Annotated in this window: 18 protein-coding genes; 1 reads left to right on the forward strand and 17 read right to left on the reverse strand. The window is 38.1% G+C overall.

The window, feature by feature from the left end; genetic code table 11:
- Positions 1-8 precede the first annotated feature (8 nt).
- On the reverse strand, positions 9-1868 hold the full coding sequence (gene terL / locus M014_RS0118240) for a phage terminase large subunit (protein ID WP_231503964.1): 1860 nt from the start codon (positions 1866-1868) through the stop codon (positions 9-11).
- 40 nt (positions 1869-1908) lie between these two features.
- Here terL and M014_RS0118245 point away from each other — a divergent pair, with 40 nt between their 5' ends.
- Complete coding sequence (locus M014_RS0118245; RefSeq protein ID WP_026593010.1) at positions 1909-2457, forward strand: site-specific integrase; 549 nt, start codon at positions 1909-1911, stop codon at positions 2455-2457.
- Positions 2458-2937: 480 nt separating this feature from the next.
- On the opposite strand, the gene M014_RS0118250 is transcribed toward M014_RS0118245, so the two are convergent.
- The 16 genes from M014_RS0118250 to thyX all read right to left on the reverse strand — a co-directional run bounded on the left by M014_RS0118250 (position 2938) and on the right by thyX (position 15429).
- Positions 2938-3336 (reverse strand): phBC6A51 family helix-turn-helix protein, encoded by a 399-nt coding sequence (locus tag M014_RS0118250; protein WP_026593011.1) that lies wholly within the window; start codon positions 3334-3336, stop codon positions 2938-2940.
- A 440-nt stretch (positions 3337-3776) separates the two neighbouring features.
- Positions 3777-4085, reverse strand: a complete 309-nt coding sequence (locus M014_RS27160; RefSeq protein ID WP_035415372.1) for a hypothetical protein — start codon at positions 4083-4085, stop codon at positions 3777-3779.
- 14 nt (positions 4086-4099) lie between these two features.
- Positions 4100-4945 (reverse strand): hypothetical protein, encoded by an 846-nt coding sequence (locus tag M014_RS0118260; protein WP_035415375.1) that lies wholly within the window; start codon positions 4943-4945, stop codon positions 4100-4102.
- Positions 4946-5066: 121 nt separating this feature from the next.
- Complete coding sequence (locus tag M014_RS27165) at positions 5067-6797, reverse strand: ATP-dependent nuclease (RefSeq protein ID WP_197030409.1); 1731 nt, start codon at positions 6795-6797, stop codon at positions 5067-5069.
- Between the two features lie 138 nt (positions 6798-6935).
- Positions 6936-7196, reverse strand: a complete 261-nt coding sequence (locus M014_RS0118270; protein ID WP_026593013.1) for a helix-turn-helix domain-containing protein — start codon at positions 7194-7196, stop codon at positions 6936-6938.
- A gap of 257 nt (positions 7197-7453) precedes the next feature.
- The gene (locus M014_RS0118275) at positions 7454-8398 is read right to left on the reverse strand and encodes a DUF4435 domain-containing protein (RefSeq protein WP_026593014.1); all 945 of its coding nucleotides are present in this window, start codon (positions 8396-8398) and stop codon (positions 7454-7456) included.
- Complete coding sequence (locus tag M014_RS27170; protein WP_051588597.1) at positions 8395-9786, reverse strand: AAA family ATPase; 1392 nt, start codon at positions 9784-9786, stop codon at positions 8395-8397. The genes M014_RS0118275 and M014_RS27170 overlap by 4 nt, the downstream gene beginning before the upstream one ends.
- An 87-nt stretch (positions 9787-9873) precedes the next feature.
- Positions 9874-10389: a hypothetical protein gene (locus M014_RS0118285; RefSeq protein ID WP_026593015.1), complete on the reverse strand. Its 516-nt coding sequence runs from the start codon at positions 10387-10389 to the stop codon at positions 9874-9876.
- Positions 10389-10799, reverse strand: coding sequence for a sigma factor-like helix-turn-helix DNA-binding protein (locus tag M014_RS0118290; RefSeq protein ID WP_026593016.1), 411 nt, complete (start codon positions 10797-10799; stop codon positions 10389-10391). The genes M014_RS0118285 and M014_RS0118290 overlap by 1 nt, the downstream gene beginning before the upstream one ends.
- Positions 10800-10803: 4 nt before the next feature.
- Entirely contained in the window at positions 10804-12057 is a 1254-nt protein-coding gene (dcm, locus tag M014_RS0118295; RefSeq protein WP_026593017.1) for a DNA (cytosine-5-)-methyltransferase, read from the reverse strand.
- The gene (locus M014_RS0118300; RefSeq protein WP_026593018.1) at positions 12057-12701 is read right to left on the reverse strand and encodes a hypothetical protein; all 645 of its coding nucleotides are present in this window, start codon (positions 12699-12701) and stop codon (positions 12057-12059) included. The genes dcm and M014_RS0118300 overlap by 1 nt, the downstream gene beginning before the upstream one ends.
- A gap of 23 nt (positions 12702-12724) precedes the next feature.
- A complete protein-coding gene (locus tag M014_RS0118305) occupies positions 12725-12967 on the reverse strand; it encodes a glutaredoxin family protein (RefSeq protein ID WP_026593019.1) in 243 nt (80 codons plus the stop codon).
- Positions 12968-12997: 30 nt separating this feature from the next.
- Complete coding sequence (locus M014_RS27175) at positions 12998-13900, reverse strand: AAA family ATPase (protein WP_231503965.1); 903 nt, start codon at positions 13898-13900, stop codon at positions 12998-13000.
- Position 13901: 1 nt separating this feature from the next.
- A complete protein-coding gene (locus tag M014_RS0118315) occupies positions 13902-14486 on the reverse strand; it encodes a hypothetical protein (protein WP_026593020.1) in 585 nt (194 codons plus the stop codon).
- Positions 14487-14508: 22 nt separating this feature from the next.
- Positions 14509-14661 carry a hypothetical protein gene (locus tag M014_RS29335; protein ID WP_155924344.1) on the reverse strand — a complete coding sequence of 51 codons (153 nt, stop codon included), beginning with the start codon at positions 14659-14661 and terminating at the stop codon, positions 14509-14511.
- Positions 14662-15429 (reverse strand): FAD-dependent thymidylate synthase, encoded by a 768-nt coding sequence (gene thyX / locus M014_RS0118325; RefSeq protein WP_026593021.1) that lies wholly within the window; start codon positions 15427-15429, stop codon positions 14662-14664.
- Between the last annotated feature and the right edge of the window lie 8 nt (positions 15430-15437).

Genomic DNA, 15437 nt, shown 5'->3' on the forward strand with positions numbered 1-15437 from the left:
CTAGGTTTCTATCGCATTCGTTTTGCTAACGTCCTTACTACCGCCGTACTATTACCGGCTGCTGAAACGGCCATTTCTAAACTATCCGGCAAATCGTCGTGCATATTCGTTCCGTAATACTGAAATTGTTCTAATAACAACGAATGTCTTCTATCAAATTGGATTTCTCCGCTTTCAATTCGTGGTAATAACGCCTCTAAACGTAATTCCTTGCGTGATCTCTGTTTTACCTTAACTAAGCGAGTGTTTGCCGGATAACCTAACGAAATCAAACGTTTTTGAAGCATATCAGCGAAGAATTCCTGTGCCGCTTGGGCTTCGACTGCGATTACGTCCGGTCGAAAATAAAGTACCTTATCAACGATTACTTTCATGAACTTGTCGGGATGTAATCGTTCGCCATACGAGTCAATAACGTAAATTGTATTTGTCTCTCGATGCTTAGCTACGACTGAAATCGCTGAATAGTCACCGCGTTCTTTCCCCATCGCTAAATCAACTCCGATAGAAATGAAGTACTCATCGCTAGGAAACTTACGATTTATTTCTTTATCATTCCAGTAGTTGAAATTATCGGGGTTGAATACCATTACTTCCTCATCGATAGGGTTATTCTGTAGCTCGGTGTTAAACGCTTTACTACCGTTATCCCATTTGAATTTCATCAGTTTAAATACCGGTTGCACTTCTTCCCAAAGTACTTCAGCGCCTTCTATCATTTCGTCATGGTTAGCGGTGAAGAATAATTCAGCGTCTCTTGCTCTCGCTTTGTTCTCTCGATCTTTATAAATACTTTCACATTCCGCCCATAAATCTTGCCTAGTAGGTGGAGTAATTAACGCTCTATATTTACGAGATTCAAAGTCAGAACGTCGCTCCATAATATCGATTAATAAGGACTGCGGATGGACTGTCGTACCCATAAATACGATAGCCGTCCGTTTCCCTTCCGGATCACCCAACGGAATTACTACTTGAGCGAACCAATCTTTCAACTCCTGGCGTAATTGAGCCGTATTAGTGTTCCGTTTATCTTCCAGGTCATCACATACGATTAAATCCGGACGTTTACCGTTCCAGTTTCGACCACGTAACGCTTGTCCAGTGGAAGCCGCTTGTACTAACGTCAGTAATTTCTTATCATCTTTCCCTTTCGGTTCCCAAGCGATAAATTCTGACGTATTGTCTCTCGGATTCATTTGTTGCTTCGTATGTAGCAACGATCCGAAGTCACGTCGCAATTTCTCATTCGATTGTAACTGTAACTTAATCCACTCTAAGTTAGCGCTAGATACAGAAGGAGTTTCCGAAATTAAAATGATGTAAAAACGTTTACGGTAACAAATCTCATGAATCGGAAAAGCCTTCGATAAGTAAGACGACTTAGCATGCGAACGAGGTGCTGCGACTGCTACCCGCTTGTTAATCTCATCGTTCGATACTACGTTCATGATGTCGCATATCTCTTCGTGGAAATGTGGTGCATATTCCGTAATGTTATCTAAGTTAAAACCATCCGGTACTTGAAATTCTGGTATCCAGTTGCCAGTGTTGTCTTTATTTCGATTCTCTCCGAAATAGTTATAAGCGAAAAATAGTAAATCCGTTTCTCCTCGGTTGATATCTTGGAGACGGTTAAACTCGTTGATATACGTTTTGAGTTCTAACTTTTCATCGTCAGTAAGTTTGTGTCGGTTACGTACTCTAGGTACGATGTACTTTCGTAATTGATTGATCTTCTCTATACGTTCTTTTCTATCGAACCATTCTCTGTTGATCCATGCGATATTAACCGTCTCCTTTCGTAATTTATAATTGACTATGGAAAAAATAACCGTTATACTGAATCTATCAAACGAATGTAACAAAATGAGACAACGTTACATTAAATAACAGGAGGTAATACATATGGCCGGTTTAGTACAACCGATTCGCACGAAGCGAGATATCGATAAAATGAAAAAGGCGCTAGCTGGAAAGCCGCGCGATCTATTATTATTCACTATCGGAATTAACTCAGCGTTACGTATATCCGATATACTTAAGTTAAAAGTAAAGGACGTTCGTAATAGCGAGTCGGTTACTTTAAAAGAAACTAAAACCGGCAAAGCGAAGCAATTTCGCTTAAACGACTCCATAAAAAAAGCCGTCCGGGATTTCGTACCCAAGACAGCTAATGATGACGATTGGTTATTTCCTTCTCGTAAAGGTGACAAAGCGATATCTCGCGTTCAAGCATACCGAGTGTTAAATGACGCCGCAGAAAGAGCGGGCGTTACGGTCGAAATGGGTACGCACACCCTTCGCAAGACATTCGCTTATCACGCTTATAAAAAAGGCGTTGATTTATCGTTGCTACAGTCGATATTGAATCACTCTAGCCAACGTGAGACATTACGCTATATCGGCATCGTTCAAGATCAGATTGACGATGTTTATATCGAAATAAACTTGTAAGGACTGCGTCTTGACGACGTGGTCTTTTTCGTTTTACAATTTAGTTTACCTTACGTAAAGTCAAACGTTATTTTTGATACGCGGATTTCTCTCGCACCTGGCGAAAACTTTTTATTTTTTACCGCCCCCGGGCTTTTTCATTCCGTATATTAAATGCATTTAATCGTATAACGAATGTAACAGAATCATCTTTTGTTACATTTAAACGGAAGCCAAAACGTTATTATATCAACGTTTATCTGTTTCTTTTTATTTATTATCGATTAATTAGTTTTATGCATGCGTAATATCAACGTTTGTAGCGCTCAACACATCGATATACATTGCATAAGAACGTGTATAAATGTGAGGTAATATCCGAAAAGTTTCGAGGGCGTGTCCATCTAGAGCGAGCGACTGACCTACGGTAAACCATCGTAAAGGATTCCCGTATAATATCCTGACGAGTTTCTTCCTATTATATAGTCGGTAATTACGCGACTACTTTACGTCTTCTTCAATCCGTTCCGCAAACGATGCTATCTCTTCGTCCAATTCCTCGTAGTTAATCTCGCCTGTCTTAGCCTTCGTTTCTACTTCGACTTTATCAGTAAGCATTCCGTTAATCTGTAACGCTAACTTCGCCATAGCTGCATTACCATCACGTATAGCAATCTCGGATAATGAGGCGATTAAGTCCGGTAGTTGGTCTTGGCTATTCCGTACCATTTCCTTTTTGAGTTCGCGCTCAAAGAGCGGGTCCTTACGCCAGTTATGAATGGATTGCCTAGATACACCACATAGTGCAGCGATCTCATCGTTAGTCTTACCGCCTTTATTCGGTAATGCTAACCATTTAATAGCGGTTAAGTGTTCCGTGTTTAATCGTTTTAACGCCATGTATTACGTTCTCCTTTCCGTTTATAATAGGTTCAGTTTAGACCGCATATTATCGTTAAATGAACGTATATTATTACGCCTAAAATAACGTTAGTAAAATAGAAAAACAATAAGACCTTGCATCCGCCTTTTCCGCTTCGCTCCAAAGTCGTCTGCTACTATTCTTTTATTACTTCACCGATAAAGTATTTATTATCGATAATATAATTAATTACTATAGTAGCGACGAGTGGAGGCGGTAGCCGGAACCGAAGTCGCAAGGTTTTGTTTATCTACGTTTCGTTAACTAACAAGACTAAGAAATAATTCCGCACCTAAAAACGCTGTATCCCTTGCGACTCTAAGTGTGAACCCTATTTTCGGTTGTCCGAATAAAGTCACACTTTTGGTCGATTTGTCCGAATAAAGTCACACTCATTATCAGTACGTTCTCAATTAGGCTAGTTAAAATAGTTCTCGATATCTTCAACGGATATATTACCGTCTTCATCCGCCATAGCTTTAATATCTTCTAAATAAATATCTCTCGCATATTCCTCTTGTTTCTCATGTGCTCTAGTAATAATAGTTTGCGCAGAATAAAACGGTTTACTTAAATCAGCTAATTCACTATACACTGTTGGTACTTGTTGTAATAGGTATCTATAATCACTTAATTCTTTCTTTACTTGTTCTAAATCAATTTCACCGTTTTTCATAACGATAGCTTCCCATCGCTCTTTCCAGTCTTTTTCATAGTTCTGATCCATTGCGAATCACCTCGCTATTTCTTTATATTAAACATCGCCTGTAACGTTTTATCAGGCTCGGTATCTTTGCGATAAAACACGCTAGGATTAAACGTATATCTTTCAGGTTCACTTCCAACTTTAATACGAGCTACTACGTAACTACCATCGAATGTCATCTTCGGTAATCTACGCCCTAGTGTCGCAGGATCAACGCCTAGTACCTCGGATAGTTCCTTACGATTGAACCAACGTATCTTTTTCGGGTCTTGTTCGAAAGGATTCTCGCATAGTGCATTAGTTTCGTAGTGTACGAACGGCAACATACGATAAATTAAACCGATATCAGCCGCTTTGACTTCACGGTATACTCGCTTAATCTTCGCTGTATAAGATTTAACAACGTATTGATTATTGAATGCACCGCGGAAATGATAACGTGGATTAACCGCATAAATACCGTTCTCCTCAGTAATAATTCCGTGTTTCACACACGCTTTAATAAAGTCATAGAACGTACTAGTCTTGCGCTTTAGTTGAAGAACTTCCATCATATCGGATGTGCTCATAGGTGATTTATTAGCGTTAACTAACGTACCGCCATCGTAATTAACATAGCATTGTAATAACATTAAATAACCGCATTGTGCGGTAGTTAATACGTTATATACTTCGTGGATGTTCTCCATATTCGAAGCGGTAAAGTCTACGCTTCTTCCTGTACGCTGTCTTTCCTTTTTCGCTTTAAATGCGTCTGACTGTGCTAAACTTACGACTTTATGTGTATGGCTAGGCGCTGAAATCCGTTGTTCTCCGTTTTCATCTACATAAGAAAAAACACCGCTAAAATAACGGTGTTCGTCGGTTACTGTATTCGTCATTATATTATCGTTTCCCCTTCCGTTATAAATACGAAGGGCGGACGGAGCTTACCCGTCTCATTCGTTTCCCTATTACGTATAGATAACTAAAGGGGTAAAAGTTAGTAGTAAAACAAATACATTATTGAGTATTTGCAATTTCCCAATCTTCATAATGTGCTTTAAGTGTACTAATATCTTGCCATTCTAAGCTACCTACCGGAGTAGTAGCAGTATGATCAATTAATGCATCGAGAAGGGATTTTACATTATTAAAAACAGTTGAATCTTGCATTAATTCCATAAGTGCGTTATATGGCTTTTCTCCTGAAACTTCTCTAGATAAATACGCAGCCTCAAAATTCTTTAAATTAGCTATTAACCTTACTTTAGATACATCTTCATGCTCATATACTGCATCAACAATACTCTGATTGATAGACCATGCTGGATTCCTATTACCATTACTTAATAATGGGTAATCACTATCATGTAATACTGAATACCTTGAATTAAAATGATTTAATATTTTCACTAAAGACACTATAGTTCCTTTACCTCTCGCTCTGATAATGTGCACATCTTTAAATGCATCAGGGTTTTGAGACATTATGTACTTAAATGCTGTATACTCAGTATCTCCTTCAACTATTATAGAATGACCTCCGAAGAAAAATTCAGTCACATGTGGATCACATACATTAAGTAATTTTAAACGCTGTCTATCATCTTTTCCAAGCTGTACTTTATTAGGTCTGAAAACAGTTGTTCCTTGTATTTCACCTTCTATTCTCTCTACCCTAATTATCGTAGTGTTATCCCTAGATACATCAATAAAAAGAGGTGAATGCGTCGTTACCATAACCTGCCAATTTCCACTAGTAGGAAGATCATATAGCACTTTACAAGCCTCTCTAACAGCACTAGGATGTAAACATAATTCTGGTTCATCTAACAATAATACATGAGGCCTGTCGCTTTGCGATGTAGTATCAGAGACATATCTTAAAGCAGCCCAAAGCAAGGTTCTTCGCGCACCACTCCCTTGTCTATCTATAGTGCTCCGATAGCCGTCAGTGGGACCCATCAAAAGTTTTGCTCCAGCCTTGAATAAATTGATATTTTTTTCTAAATCCTCCTCGGGACGAGCATCAAAAGTAACTGTATAATTAGGAAATACTCCTTTTAACAACTCTGAAATACCATCTTCTGCCCTTTTTATTTCTTCTTGTGATTCCTCTATAATAGTACTTTGGATAGTTTTCACTTGTTCTATCAGCTTTTGATATTCAGTTAAGCTTCCATCTTCACCGTTATCTTGCGCCCTGAAAGATTTTACCCTGTCATCTATAATCGAAGATAATAACTTGATAATTTCTTTTGATTGATCTTCTGGGTCTGAAAAAGCATCTACCTTATGTGGCAATGGTCTTCTAGAATTCGCTACATTAGCTGCTCCCCAAGGAACACCATCTTCCGCCCAGTCCTGAATTTCAGTATTATAGCCATTTCTTTTTGGTTTCCCTGGAGCATTCCAAATCCATCGCTCTCTAACTAAGTTTTCTCTGGTGCTATTATCTACCCATTTTGTTCCAGGTAAATTATCATACACGACTGTATGAAGCTCAATTTCTGGTAAAGCATTACTATCGGCTTCCCCATTTGGGAAATCATCCAGAGTAAGTTCTCCCTTTTTTGATCCATCACTCATTACTACTTCATAAGCTCTTAGTATGGAGCTTTTACCTACGTTATTTGGTCCTACGAGAACTACAATGTCATCTAATTCTATTTCTACTGGAATACTGCCAATAGCTCTAAAATTTTTGATTATTAACTTACTTAATCTAGGTCTTCTGGTTACCTCTGACATATAATCGCCTACTTTCATTCAGTATATTACTAATTATACCAAATAAAGGATTCGTAAATAAGTTAATATTCAAAATATACAAACAAATAATCCGACAAAGTTGCTTACAGTAAATAAAACCGCCGTTTCCGGCGGCCTCTACTCGTCTTCCTTCGCTGCATTATACGGCTGATACTTCTCTCGTAATGTTTCGAGTTCTTTACGCTTCTCCTCGACATCCACTCGCAGAAACAAACTAACTTTATCGAGTTTCTTCACTGGCGTTATCTTCCCCTGTTTAATTAACTGACTCATACGCGCACGTGTAATACCTAATATTTCGATGGCTTCGGGAGCCGTAAGGACTTCATTACGTACGAAGTCCTCGACCTCCTGGCGTGAGTTTAACTGATAGTTCATTTCTTACGGATACCTCCCACTAAATCCTTAACGACGACTACAATCGTTATTATTATCGTGATCACCGCTATTACATCGGTAAATGTATTCTGCCACATTTGGCGAATTCCAATAACGGCGAAACACACTAATATTAACGAAAAGATGAACGTTGTAACATACATTGAATTTCCGAGTGAGGTCCGTCGGAAGTACGAATATAAAAACAAGGCTACCTTATTCGGTAACCTCGTTGGCAATTCTCTCGGCTTCCTAACCTAAACTACGACTTTTTTTCCTGACCAAATTTTATCTAGATAATTATATAGACAATTCGGAGTGCTTGCATCGATCGAAAATTGAGCTATTTCGTCATATATACTTAAGCTCACTCTAATTTTGCTTGGAAAATACGTTGGATTCTTTTTTCCTACATCATGACGTATTAAATTCAAAAATTTCACAAGAAACTGTATTTCAAACTTCCCTCTAAAAATACCCTGGTAATTTTTCCTATCTAATTCTTTTAACTTTTTTTCAATATCTTCATGCTTAACTTTTATCGCATCAGGAAACTTAATGGAAAATATTCCCGCATCATATTTAGATGTCACACTATCTAAACCGATAAAAACAAAATCATCAATTTTTACATTTTTTAGGTTTAATTTACTAACATTTCCTTCCTTATGTAAATCGCTCTGACACATTAACCACACATTTAATAATTTTATTGATTCATGAAACTCTTTTTGTCGTTGCCGGAATAAATTCATTGCAATCTTAAAATGTTCTTCCATTTCGTCAAATGAAAACGTATTACGTAAAATACTAGAAACAGCTTCTTCTGTGGTATAAAAATTTTCAATTGAATGAACCGGTGTTTCATAAATTAACGGATCACCATGTGAATCATCAAAATCTCTGTCCACAAAATACATGATTTTCCCTTCATTATATTCCGATTTTGATTTTATCCATTTATACGTCTCAACTACTTTATCTTTTCCATTACATGGAATGAAAATTGGCTGTATATTGTCACATCTCGCCATCACTCTAAGTTTATAATACTTTTCATCTTCACCTTCTACTACACAAAAAGGGGAACTTTGATTTTTAGGATATAGCTTCATAAACCTAAAAACTCCAACTATCTTTTCAGATCGCTTTTGAATCATTCGTACTACTCTATCTCCAGTTTTTTGTCCCTCATTATTCATAGCATATCAACAGCCTCTTCTATTAATAGCTCCATACTTTGCGCATAATTCTCTAAATCATTGTTAAATATAAATGGAGAATGTGTAACCGCAAGTAGGAAATCACATTTCTTTGCTTTCACAATGTCTGGTAATAATCTTTCTTGCCACTCAATTGAAAGAGAAAGTTCTGGCTCATCGAATAATACGATGAAGTTTTTATTAGAGTTTAAGTAAACTCTACAAAACAGTGAAACTATCTGCTTTTCTCCAGAAGACAAATCTTTCAAATTTATATGCTCACCAGAACTCTTTTCGATAATAGAAATTTTAACATCACTTTCATCATATCTTATCATTTTATTGACTAGATATTCATTACAAACTTTAGCAAATATCTTTATTGCTTCCTCTTTTTCACGATGTAATTCATATATATCAATTAATTTAGATAAGAAAAATATTAATGGTTTATATGTTTGCTTAGTATTATCAAACAGCTCATTCTCTTTTACCAACTTCTTAATCTTTTCTTTATCGTAAATTTTAAGATTTTCTCCAACTCTATCTAATACAATTTCTAGAGTTTCTGCATTTTTCACCTTTTCCCGCATCTCTTCGCTTACATTTTCACCATGTACTAGATGTGTAATCATTTCCCCTGTTACATGAGAGTATCCTTTTAGTGCTGAATTCTTTATCTTTACTTCAAGATCATTAAATACTTTTTGAACATCATCCATTCCAAATCTTATTAACTCTCTAGCTTCAGTTTTATTCATAGTATCTTTATACACTTCTAAGTCAAATCCCAGTTTACTTAGGTCTTCCTCAATTCTTCTATACGTCGGAAAATACAAAATTTCTTGATTTACATTTTTATCGAGCTTACGAATCAATTCAAATTTTTTAGCATTATAATTAGTAACATTGGTTTTCTTATCCAGCACTTCATTTATTACCCTTTTTGGAACTTGACCCTCTTTAACTAAAAATTCAACTATTTCTTGTATTGTTGCATGTGATTTAGTTATCTTTTTTATAAATTCATTATATTTTCTATTTGATAAAACTAATTTTGCTAACTCTATCAATTGAAACATAGGAGTATTTCTATTTTGATCATTTTTCTTCTCATTAAATTTTGGTTCTATTTCAATCTTACTAAACTTTACTTTCTCACCAGAAATAAATTCTATTTCAATATTTTCAAAATCAAATTCTAACAGAATATCAAACTCCTTACAGAGAGTATAATATAAAATATTAAGTATCGTAGTTTTACCTATTCCATTTTCGCCAACGAAAATTTTTATATTTTCGCCAAAATTCATATTTACATTACTTCTTCCAAACAACTTATTAATTTTAAAAGTTTTTATTCCAAATGGTTTTTTCGAACTCAACATAAGAACCCAACTTTCTATATTTATGATACAGTATATTGTAACACTTTAAGTGAATACCTGTAATTATAAACTCCCCAAAATTATTAACTACACTTTGATAAAATACGTATCAATATCCTGCAACTTCGTAAACTCTCGATACGTCTTCCGCCTCTCTTCGTTCCTAGACTTCGCTTCCCTATCGATTTTCCACGTCTCTTTTCTCGTACGCTTCCTACGAATTGGAGGCTTGTAGTTACGGCGGTCAACACCATATTCCTCCGCTACTTTCATCGATACTTCGCCGCTATGTCTCCTCGACAACTGATGATCGCTCATAATCGGGTATTCTTCACGAGCCACCTTATCCGGATGTGTATCCGAAAGCTCTTCGTAAAGCAACAAATCTGCTAATCGTTCAAGTTGTTTCGGCTCTGGACGCTCTCCTACCGTCCCCACATATGCGTCTGTGAGCGATTTAATTTCTTCCGCACGTACATCCCTATTACTAATCGCCTCAGAATGCGAATCTCGGTGGGCGGTAATCAGCGTATTTACGTACGTTTCGAACTGCGTTTTGTAATTTCCGTTTACATCGAATGTATACTTCGTTTGTCCCTCCATTAAGCGACCGCCTCTCCTATATCTACCGATTTAACTACCGTTAATTTATAGCCTTCGTCTTCCCAGGCCCATCGTTCAAATACTGCTGCTATCTTTTGCGCTAACAAGCGCTTATATAAATTAACCGTCGGTGCCGTAATACCAAGTGAGATTGCCACGTCCCGCTGTTTCATGTCCTCGAAATATACTAATCGCAAGACTTGACGCTGCCTATCCGTCAAGTCCGCGTTTGAGATTGCCGTCTCTAAATCGATTAGTATATCGCAAGCTGCGTAATCGCCGTTATATCTACGCTCTTGCATATATGGTAAATGTCGTAGTAGTAAGTCGATTGACTTCGGGTTGTCCAATGCATATTCCTGTTCAATTCGACGGTGTGCCGCTTCATTATCGTATTTGCTTACGCCCATTTACTCACGCTCCTTTTTCCCTTACATAACGACTGCCTATCTCGTTATGCGGTAAGTATTTTAATAAGCGACTGCCAATCGCTTCAATTACGTTTACAGTTACGGCGTTGCCCGCCATTTTATAAAGTTGAGAGTTCGATATGTCAGCGCCAACTAACTTATCAAACTCGGAATCTGCAAAGCCTTGTAGTCGGAAACATTCTTTCGGAGTAAGCTTGCGTATTCTATAAGGTGGTTTGTTCTCAATAATCGCTTGATTACACCCTGTATCTAAAGTTTGAGCAATACTCTTTCCAACTCTTCCACGCCTTGTTTTGCTCCCAAGTACAGAGTAATTAATACTATCCCCAATTCTTGCTTCTGTATAACCTTTCTTGGTAGCTTCCTTTACTTTCACTACAACACATTTTGGATCTTTATAATCTCTTGCTGCCAAAGTTAATACTTTATTAGTAAAACCAGTCCTGACAAATTCTTGACTTCTTGGATGATAACAAGACGCACCGTCAAACGGTTCATATACAGCGTTCTTGTTCGTATATTCACTTTCTTTTGCTTTAATAATTAATTTGTTAACAAGTTCATCAGAGAGGAAAAACTTCTCGTCCACTTCGTCCTCTAAAATATCTTGTAGTCTAGTCGTCACTATATCTTGAGTAGGCCAATCGAAGTTGAACGTTTTTATACATTCATATTCACCGATACGCTTCTTTCCTTTTGCGACTACATTATTTACTTCGATTTTCCATCGCTCTGTTTTACCGTTTAAAACACCGACTATGAAAATCCGTTCACGATTCTGCGGTACACCAAAATACTTCGAATTCATTACGTTGAAATCTACCGTATAGCCAATGTCATTTAACGTTTTAATAATCGTATCTAGCGTCTTCCCTTTATCGTGTGAAATAAGTCCTTTTACGTTTTCCAAGAGCAATAGTTTCGGTTGCTTTTCCTTGGCGATACGTGCAACTTCGAAGAATAACGTCCCTCGTGTGTCATCGAACCCTAATCGCTTGCCTGCTACCGAGAATGCCTGGCAAGGAAATCCACCGACTAAAACGTCATGATCCGGGACATCTCCCACAGCGACCTTCGTCACGTCACCGACTGTTTTATGTCCGTAAAGCACTTCGTAAGCTTGATTTGCGAATTTATCAATCTCGGAGGACATAACGCATTCGCCTCCGAGTTTATTCATCGCCTGTTCGAATCCGCCTATACCAGAGAATAATGATACGTATTTAAAATTAGTCATTAAATCAGCCTCCGTTCAATTCCCGTTTGTTCTAAAATAAAATCGATCTCGTCGTCGTAAAAGCCTCGCCATTTCTTAGCGTTCATTTGTTTTAGTAATGGTAAAATTAAATCGGTTGGTGCGCTTTTTACCTCTTTTGTGCTTCCGAAAATACCTACGTAGAAAGTGTTATTACGTAAATTCACGTATTGGTTACCATACCTTAAATGCCACGTTGGTACTTCCGATGTTCTATCACGCCAGTACGCACAATTATTTCCGTTGAAGTATTTAAAGTAAAAGCCGTCATCAGTCCGTTTTCCTATATCGTCGCCACTATAACCACGTGCAAATGGGAAAGCATTCATATCCCTGTAACCTTCGTACACCTTTCCGCTAGTTACGAAATAATTCCAAGGAGTTACATTCCATTCTTTCGCCGTCCATTGACAATTAATTATTTCGATGTCTACATCGGCTAAAACGGAAATGATCTCCGATAAATCAGCGTCAGTATAGAAAGGACGTTCCATCGATAACTGATAACGTACAAAGTAACGACACTTTGACGCTAATTTCCGATGGTACCCGCTTATTAACCTGTTACAGACACGATGCTCATATCGTTTGAAAACTTCAATTTCAGGTAAGTAATAACGTTTCATTAAGCGTCCTCCGTTTCTATCCGTTAAAGACCTAATTCCGAGGCGAATTCGCCCATATCAAATCCGACTAATTCCTTACCGCTAGGAAATACGGTTACAGGCGCGCTCATGTAACCCTTGTCTGCCATCCATGCAGCATGTGATGAGTCTTCGTCGATATTACGAGTTTCATATGTTACTCCAGCGGCGTTTAGGGCCCACTTTACCTCTTCGCAGTTTTTGCATGCGTTCTTTGTGTATACGATGATAGTTTCAGTTGTTTTCATTTGTAGTTCCTCCTCTAAATTGTCATTTGATTAATATACATGTACGTAATAATGCGATAACTCTTTCGCGTCCATAACTTCATTACCGTCTGGGTCGAGTAACCGATACATTGAAAGATTACCTTCGTCTTCTTGGTGACAACCGAATCTAAGCGCCTCTTCCTTACTATCGGCTTCAAATTCGTCCTTGCAACCGTATCTGTAATATTCTAAAATCCAATACTTTTCGTTTTCTTCCATACTTTGTCCCACCGTTTCGTCGGTCGTATAGTTTCGAAATACATTTCCTTGAAATTCGGTCATCCCTGGCATTATTGCTTTCAAATCGCTAAAAGCGTCCGCCATAATCTCTCGACTACTAACTGGCTGTACTCCGATATCTCTCATAATCGAATCAAACTGATCGTACAATTCGCCGATAGTACTGACGTTATTAATCTCGTAATCTACCACGAACCCATCGATATGACTTTCCGTTTCATGCGCCAGGTCAGCTTCGGTAAATACATCGCCGGCTTTTTCCGCCCTATCAATACGTAAGTCATCCGATGCGTTTACTCGGATAATTGTAAAACCTTCTTCCCTTAAACGCTGGTACTCGTTCGGTTGTCTCACTCCGTTTACTAACACTTTCGGCTTGTGGTTCACTTTGTTTAACGTATCCTCAAAGCAATATTTGTGTACGTTCTCCATCGTCATCTTCACCCAAATGTCCAGATCAATCTCACGTAACCACTGACCGAACTTTTGATAGTAAGCGCGTGGCTTTGGGTCACGAGGTACATGCGGAAACAGTCGGTGAAACTCGTCCTTTAATACCGCTGAGAAGTCGAATTCTTTAAAGCCATATAACATCCAGGCGTAATGGGATAACTCCGTTTTACCACTTCGGGCTTTGCCCGTAATAGCGATTTTCTTAGCGTTACATAACAAATCACTCACGCCCTTTCGTAATAGATTCGACGATTGCTTTAGCCGATTCGATGTCCAAAACGTTTATATTAATCGTGATGTTTTGCGGTTTATCTACCGTTTCTAACTTCGATAACTTCTCGTCCAAAAACATGATATCTTCACGCACTAATTCTAACTGTTCGTTTATGGAGTTTACACCACCGATTGCTTTCGACGCGTCGCTTCTAGCGGATTCTGCCGTTTGTGAGAACGTTAGGATGTTGCGGTGGTTTTCTTCAGTTCGTTCTTCTAGGCGGGTTACTTTTCGGGATAGTTGGGCGGTTTCTTGTACGAATGACTTTTCGATGGGTTCTACGATTACAAACTCACTTCTAGAAATATAGTTCTCATCACCATCGTCATCTAAAACATCGCAACCATCCCCAGAATAAACCTGTAATACTTCATATGACGAACCCTCACTATAACCCCAACTCCATTCGTCCATATCAACGATTAACACCGTATCCCCAACCGCTAGCTCTTTCGATAACTCACGATATTTCTTTCCATCTACCTCGTAGATATTTCCGTCTTTACTTTCGAATTTAGTTACGTCTGCCATAATAACGCCCTCCTTAATATAATTAACCGATTAGATATAAAACGATAAACAATAACGTTGGAAACTGGATTGCTAACGAGAATACCTTTGCGTTCGTCTCTAATTCTTCCGAGTTTATCACTACCGCCGCAATGACTACGTTAATTATTAAGCTGATCCACGCTAATATCGTCATTTATTTACCACCTCCGTAGCCCTCGAAAAATTCGTCCACCCACGGTTCGACCTTAACGACTTCTTTTCGTAGATGCTCCGCTAACTCGGTAATTTCGGCTTGTGCGCCATTTCCTTTCTTACGTTTAGTATAGAAGTCTAGTAAACTGCGTAAATTCACCGTCATGACTAGATTCGTAGTTGCTGCGTTAGGTAGAATTGAGCGGGCGTCCTCTTGGGGAACACCACAACTTATAAGATAATCGTAATCTCCTTGCACGAGCATCATTGATTTTTTAAAAAATTCTTCTAAACCTTTTTCTTTTACCTTTTCTGGAATTACATAATCAAATTCGCCGTGTTTACTCATTGTAGATTGTTTTACATAACGTTGAGATTGAACTGAATATGAAAATCCGACTCTATGCCTTGTTAACTGCGCTAATAACGCTCTACTGACTCCTTCTATCGTGAAAGTAAATGTAATATGCTCCATGGTAGAAACGTGTTTGCTCGCTACGATATGACGCATTAAGCGATCAGCTTCTGTACCTTTACCTCCGTCCGTTGCTTTGTTACCGAAGTATTTAGCGCCTTCTTTAGCGACTATTTCTGACGGTTTATTTGCGGAGTAGCACGTGCGGACTGCGGATAGCGCTACGGATTGTCCGTCGGTTGCTCCTAATCTATCTAACTCGTTACCTTTAATTTCAATAAATTCGTTGTATATGTCGAAACTATCGTAAAACTCTTCGCTTAATTGAGTGTGAGCCAGTAACCTTATTCTCATCTATTCGC

The organism is Bacillus sp. UNC437CL72CviS29 (assembly GCF_000482345.1).
Lineage (GTDB): Bacteria > Bacillota > Bacilli > Bacillales > Bacillaceae_G > Bacillus_A > Bacillus_A arachidis.

Coding starts and splice junctions, on each gene's coding strand:
- thyX (WP_026593021.1), bottom strand. CDS start 15,429: ATGAGAATAAGGTTACTGGCTCACACTCAATTAAGCGAAGAGTTTTAC.
- M014_RS0118275 (WP_026593014.1), bottom strand. CDS start 8,398: ATGAATAATGAGGGACAAAAAACTGGAGATAGAGTAGTACGAATGATT.
- M014_RS0118250 (WP_026593011.1), bottom strand. CDS start 3,336: ATGGCGTTAAAACGATTAAACACGGAACACTTAACCGCTATTAAATGG.
- M014_RS0118290 (WP_026593016.1), bottom strand. CDS start 10,799: ATGGGCGTAAGCAAATACGATAATGAAGCGGCACACCGTCGAATTGAA.
- M014_RS0118300 (WP_026593018.1), bottom strand. CDS start 12,701: ATGAAACGTTATTACTTACCTGAAATTGAAGTTTTCAAACGATATGAG.
- M014_RS0118260 (WP_035415375.1), bottom strand. CDS start 4,945: ATGACGAATACAGTAACCGACGAACACCGTTATTTTAGCGGTGTTTTT.
- M014_RS27165 (WP_197030409.1), bottom strand. CDS start 6,797: ATGTCAGAGGTAACCAGAAGACCTAGATTAAGTAAGTTAATAATCAAA.
- M014_RS0118315 (WP_026593020.1), bottom strand. CDS start 14,486: ATGGCAGACGTAACTAAATTCGAAAGTAAAGACGGAAATATCTACGAG.
- dcm (WP_026593017.1), bottom strand. CDS start 12,057: ATGACTAATTTTAAATACGTATCATTATTCTCTGGTATAGGCGGATTC.
- M014_RS0118305 (WP_026593019.1), bottom strand. CDS start 12,967: ATGAAAACAACTGAAACTATCATCGTATACACAAAGAACGCATGCAAA.
- M014_RS29335 (WP_155924344.1), bottom strand. CDS start 14,661: ATGACGATATTAGCGTGGATCAGCTTAATAATTAACGTAGTCATTGCG.
- M014_RS0118270 (WP_026593013.1), bottom strand. CDS start 7,196: ATGAACTATCAGTTAAACTCACGCCAGGAGGTCGAGGACTTCGTACGT.
- M014_RS0118245 (WP_026593010.1), top strand. CDS start 1,909: ATGGCCGGTTTAGTACAACCGATTCGCACGAAGCGAGATATCGATAAA.
- M014_RS27170 (WP_051588597.1), bottom strand. CDS start 9,786: ATGTTGAGTTCGAAAAAACCATTTGGAATAAAAACTTTTAAAATTAAT.
- M014_RS27160 (WP_035415372.1), bottom strand. CDS start 4,085: ATGGATCAGAACTATGAAAAAGACTGGAAAGAGCGATGGGAAGCTATC.
- M014_RS0118285 (WP_026593015.1), bottom strand. CDS start 10,389: ATGGAGGGACAAACGAAGTATACATTCGATGTAAACGGAAATTACAAA.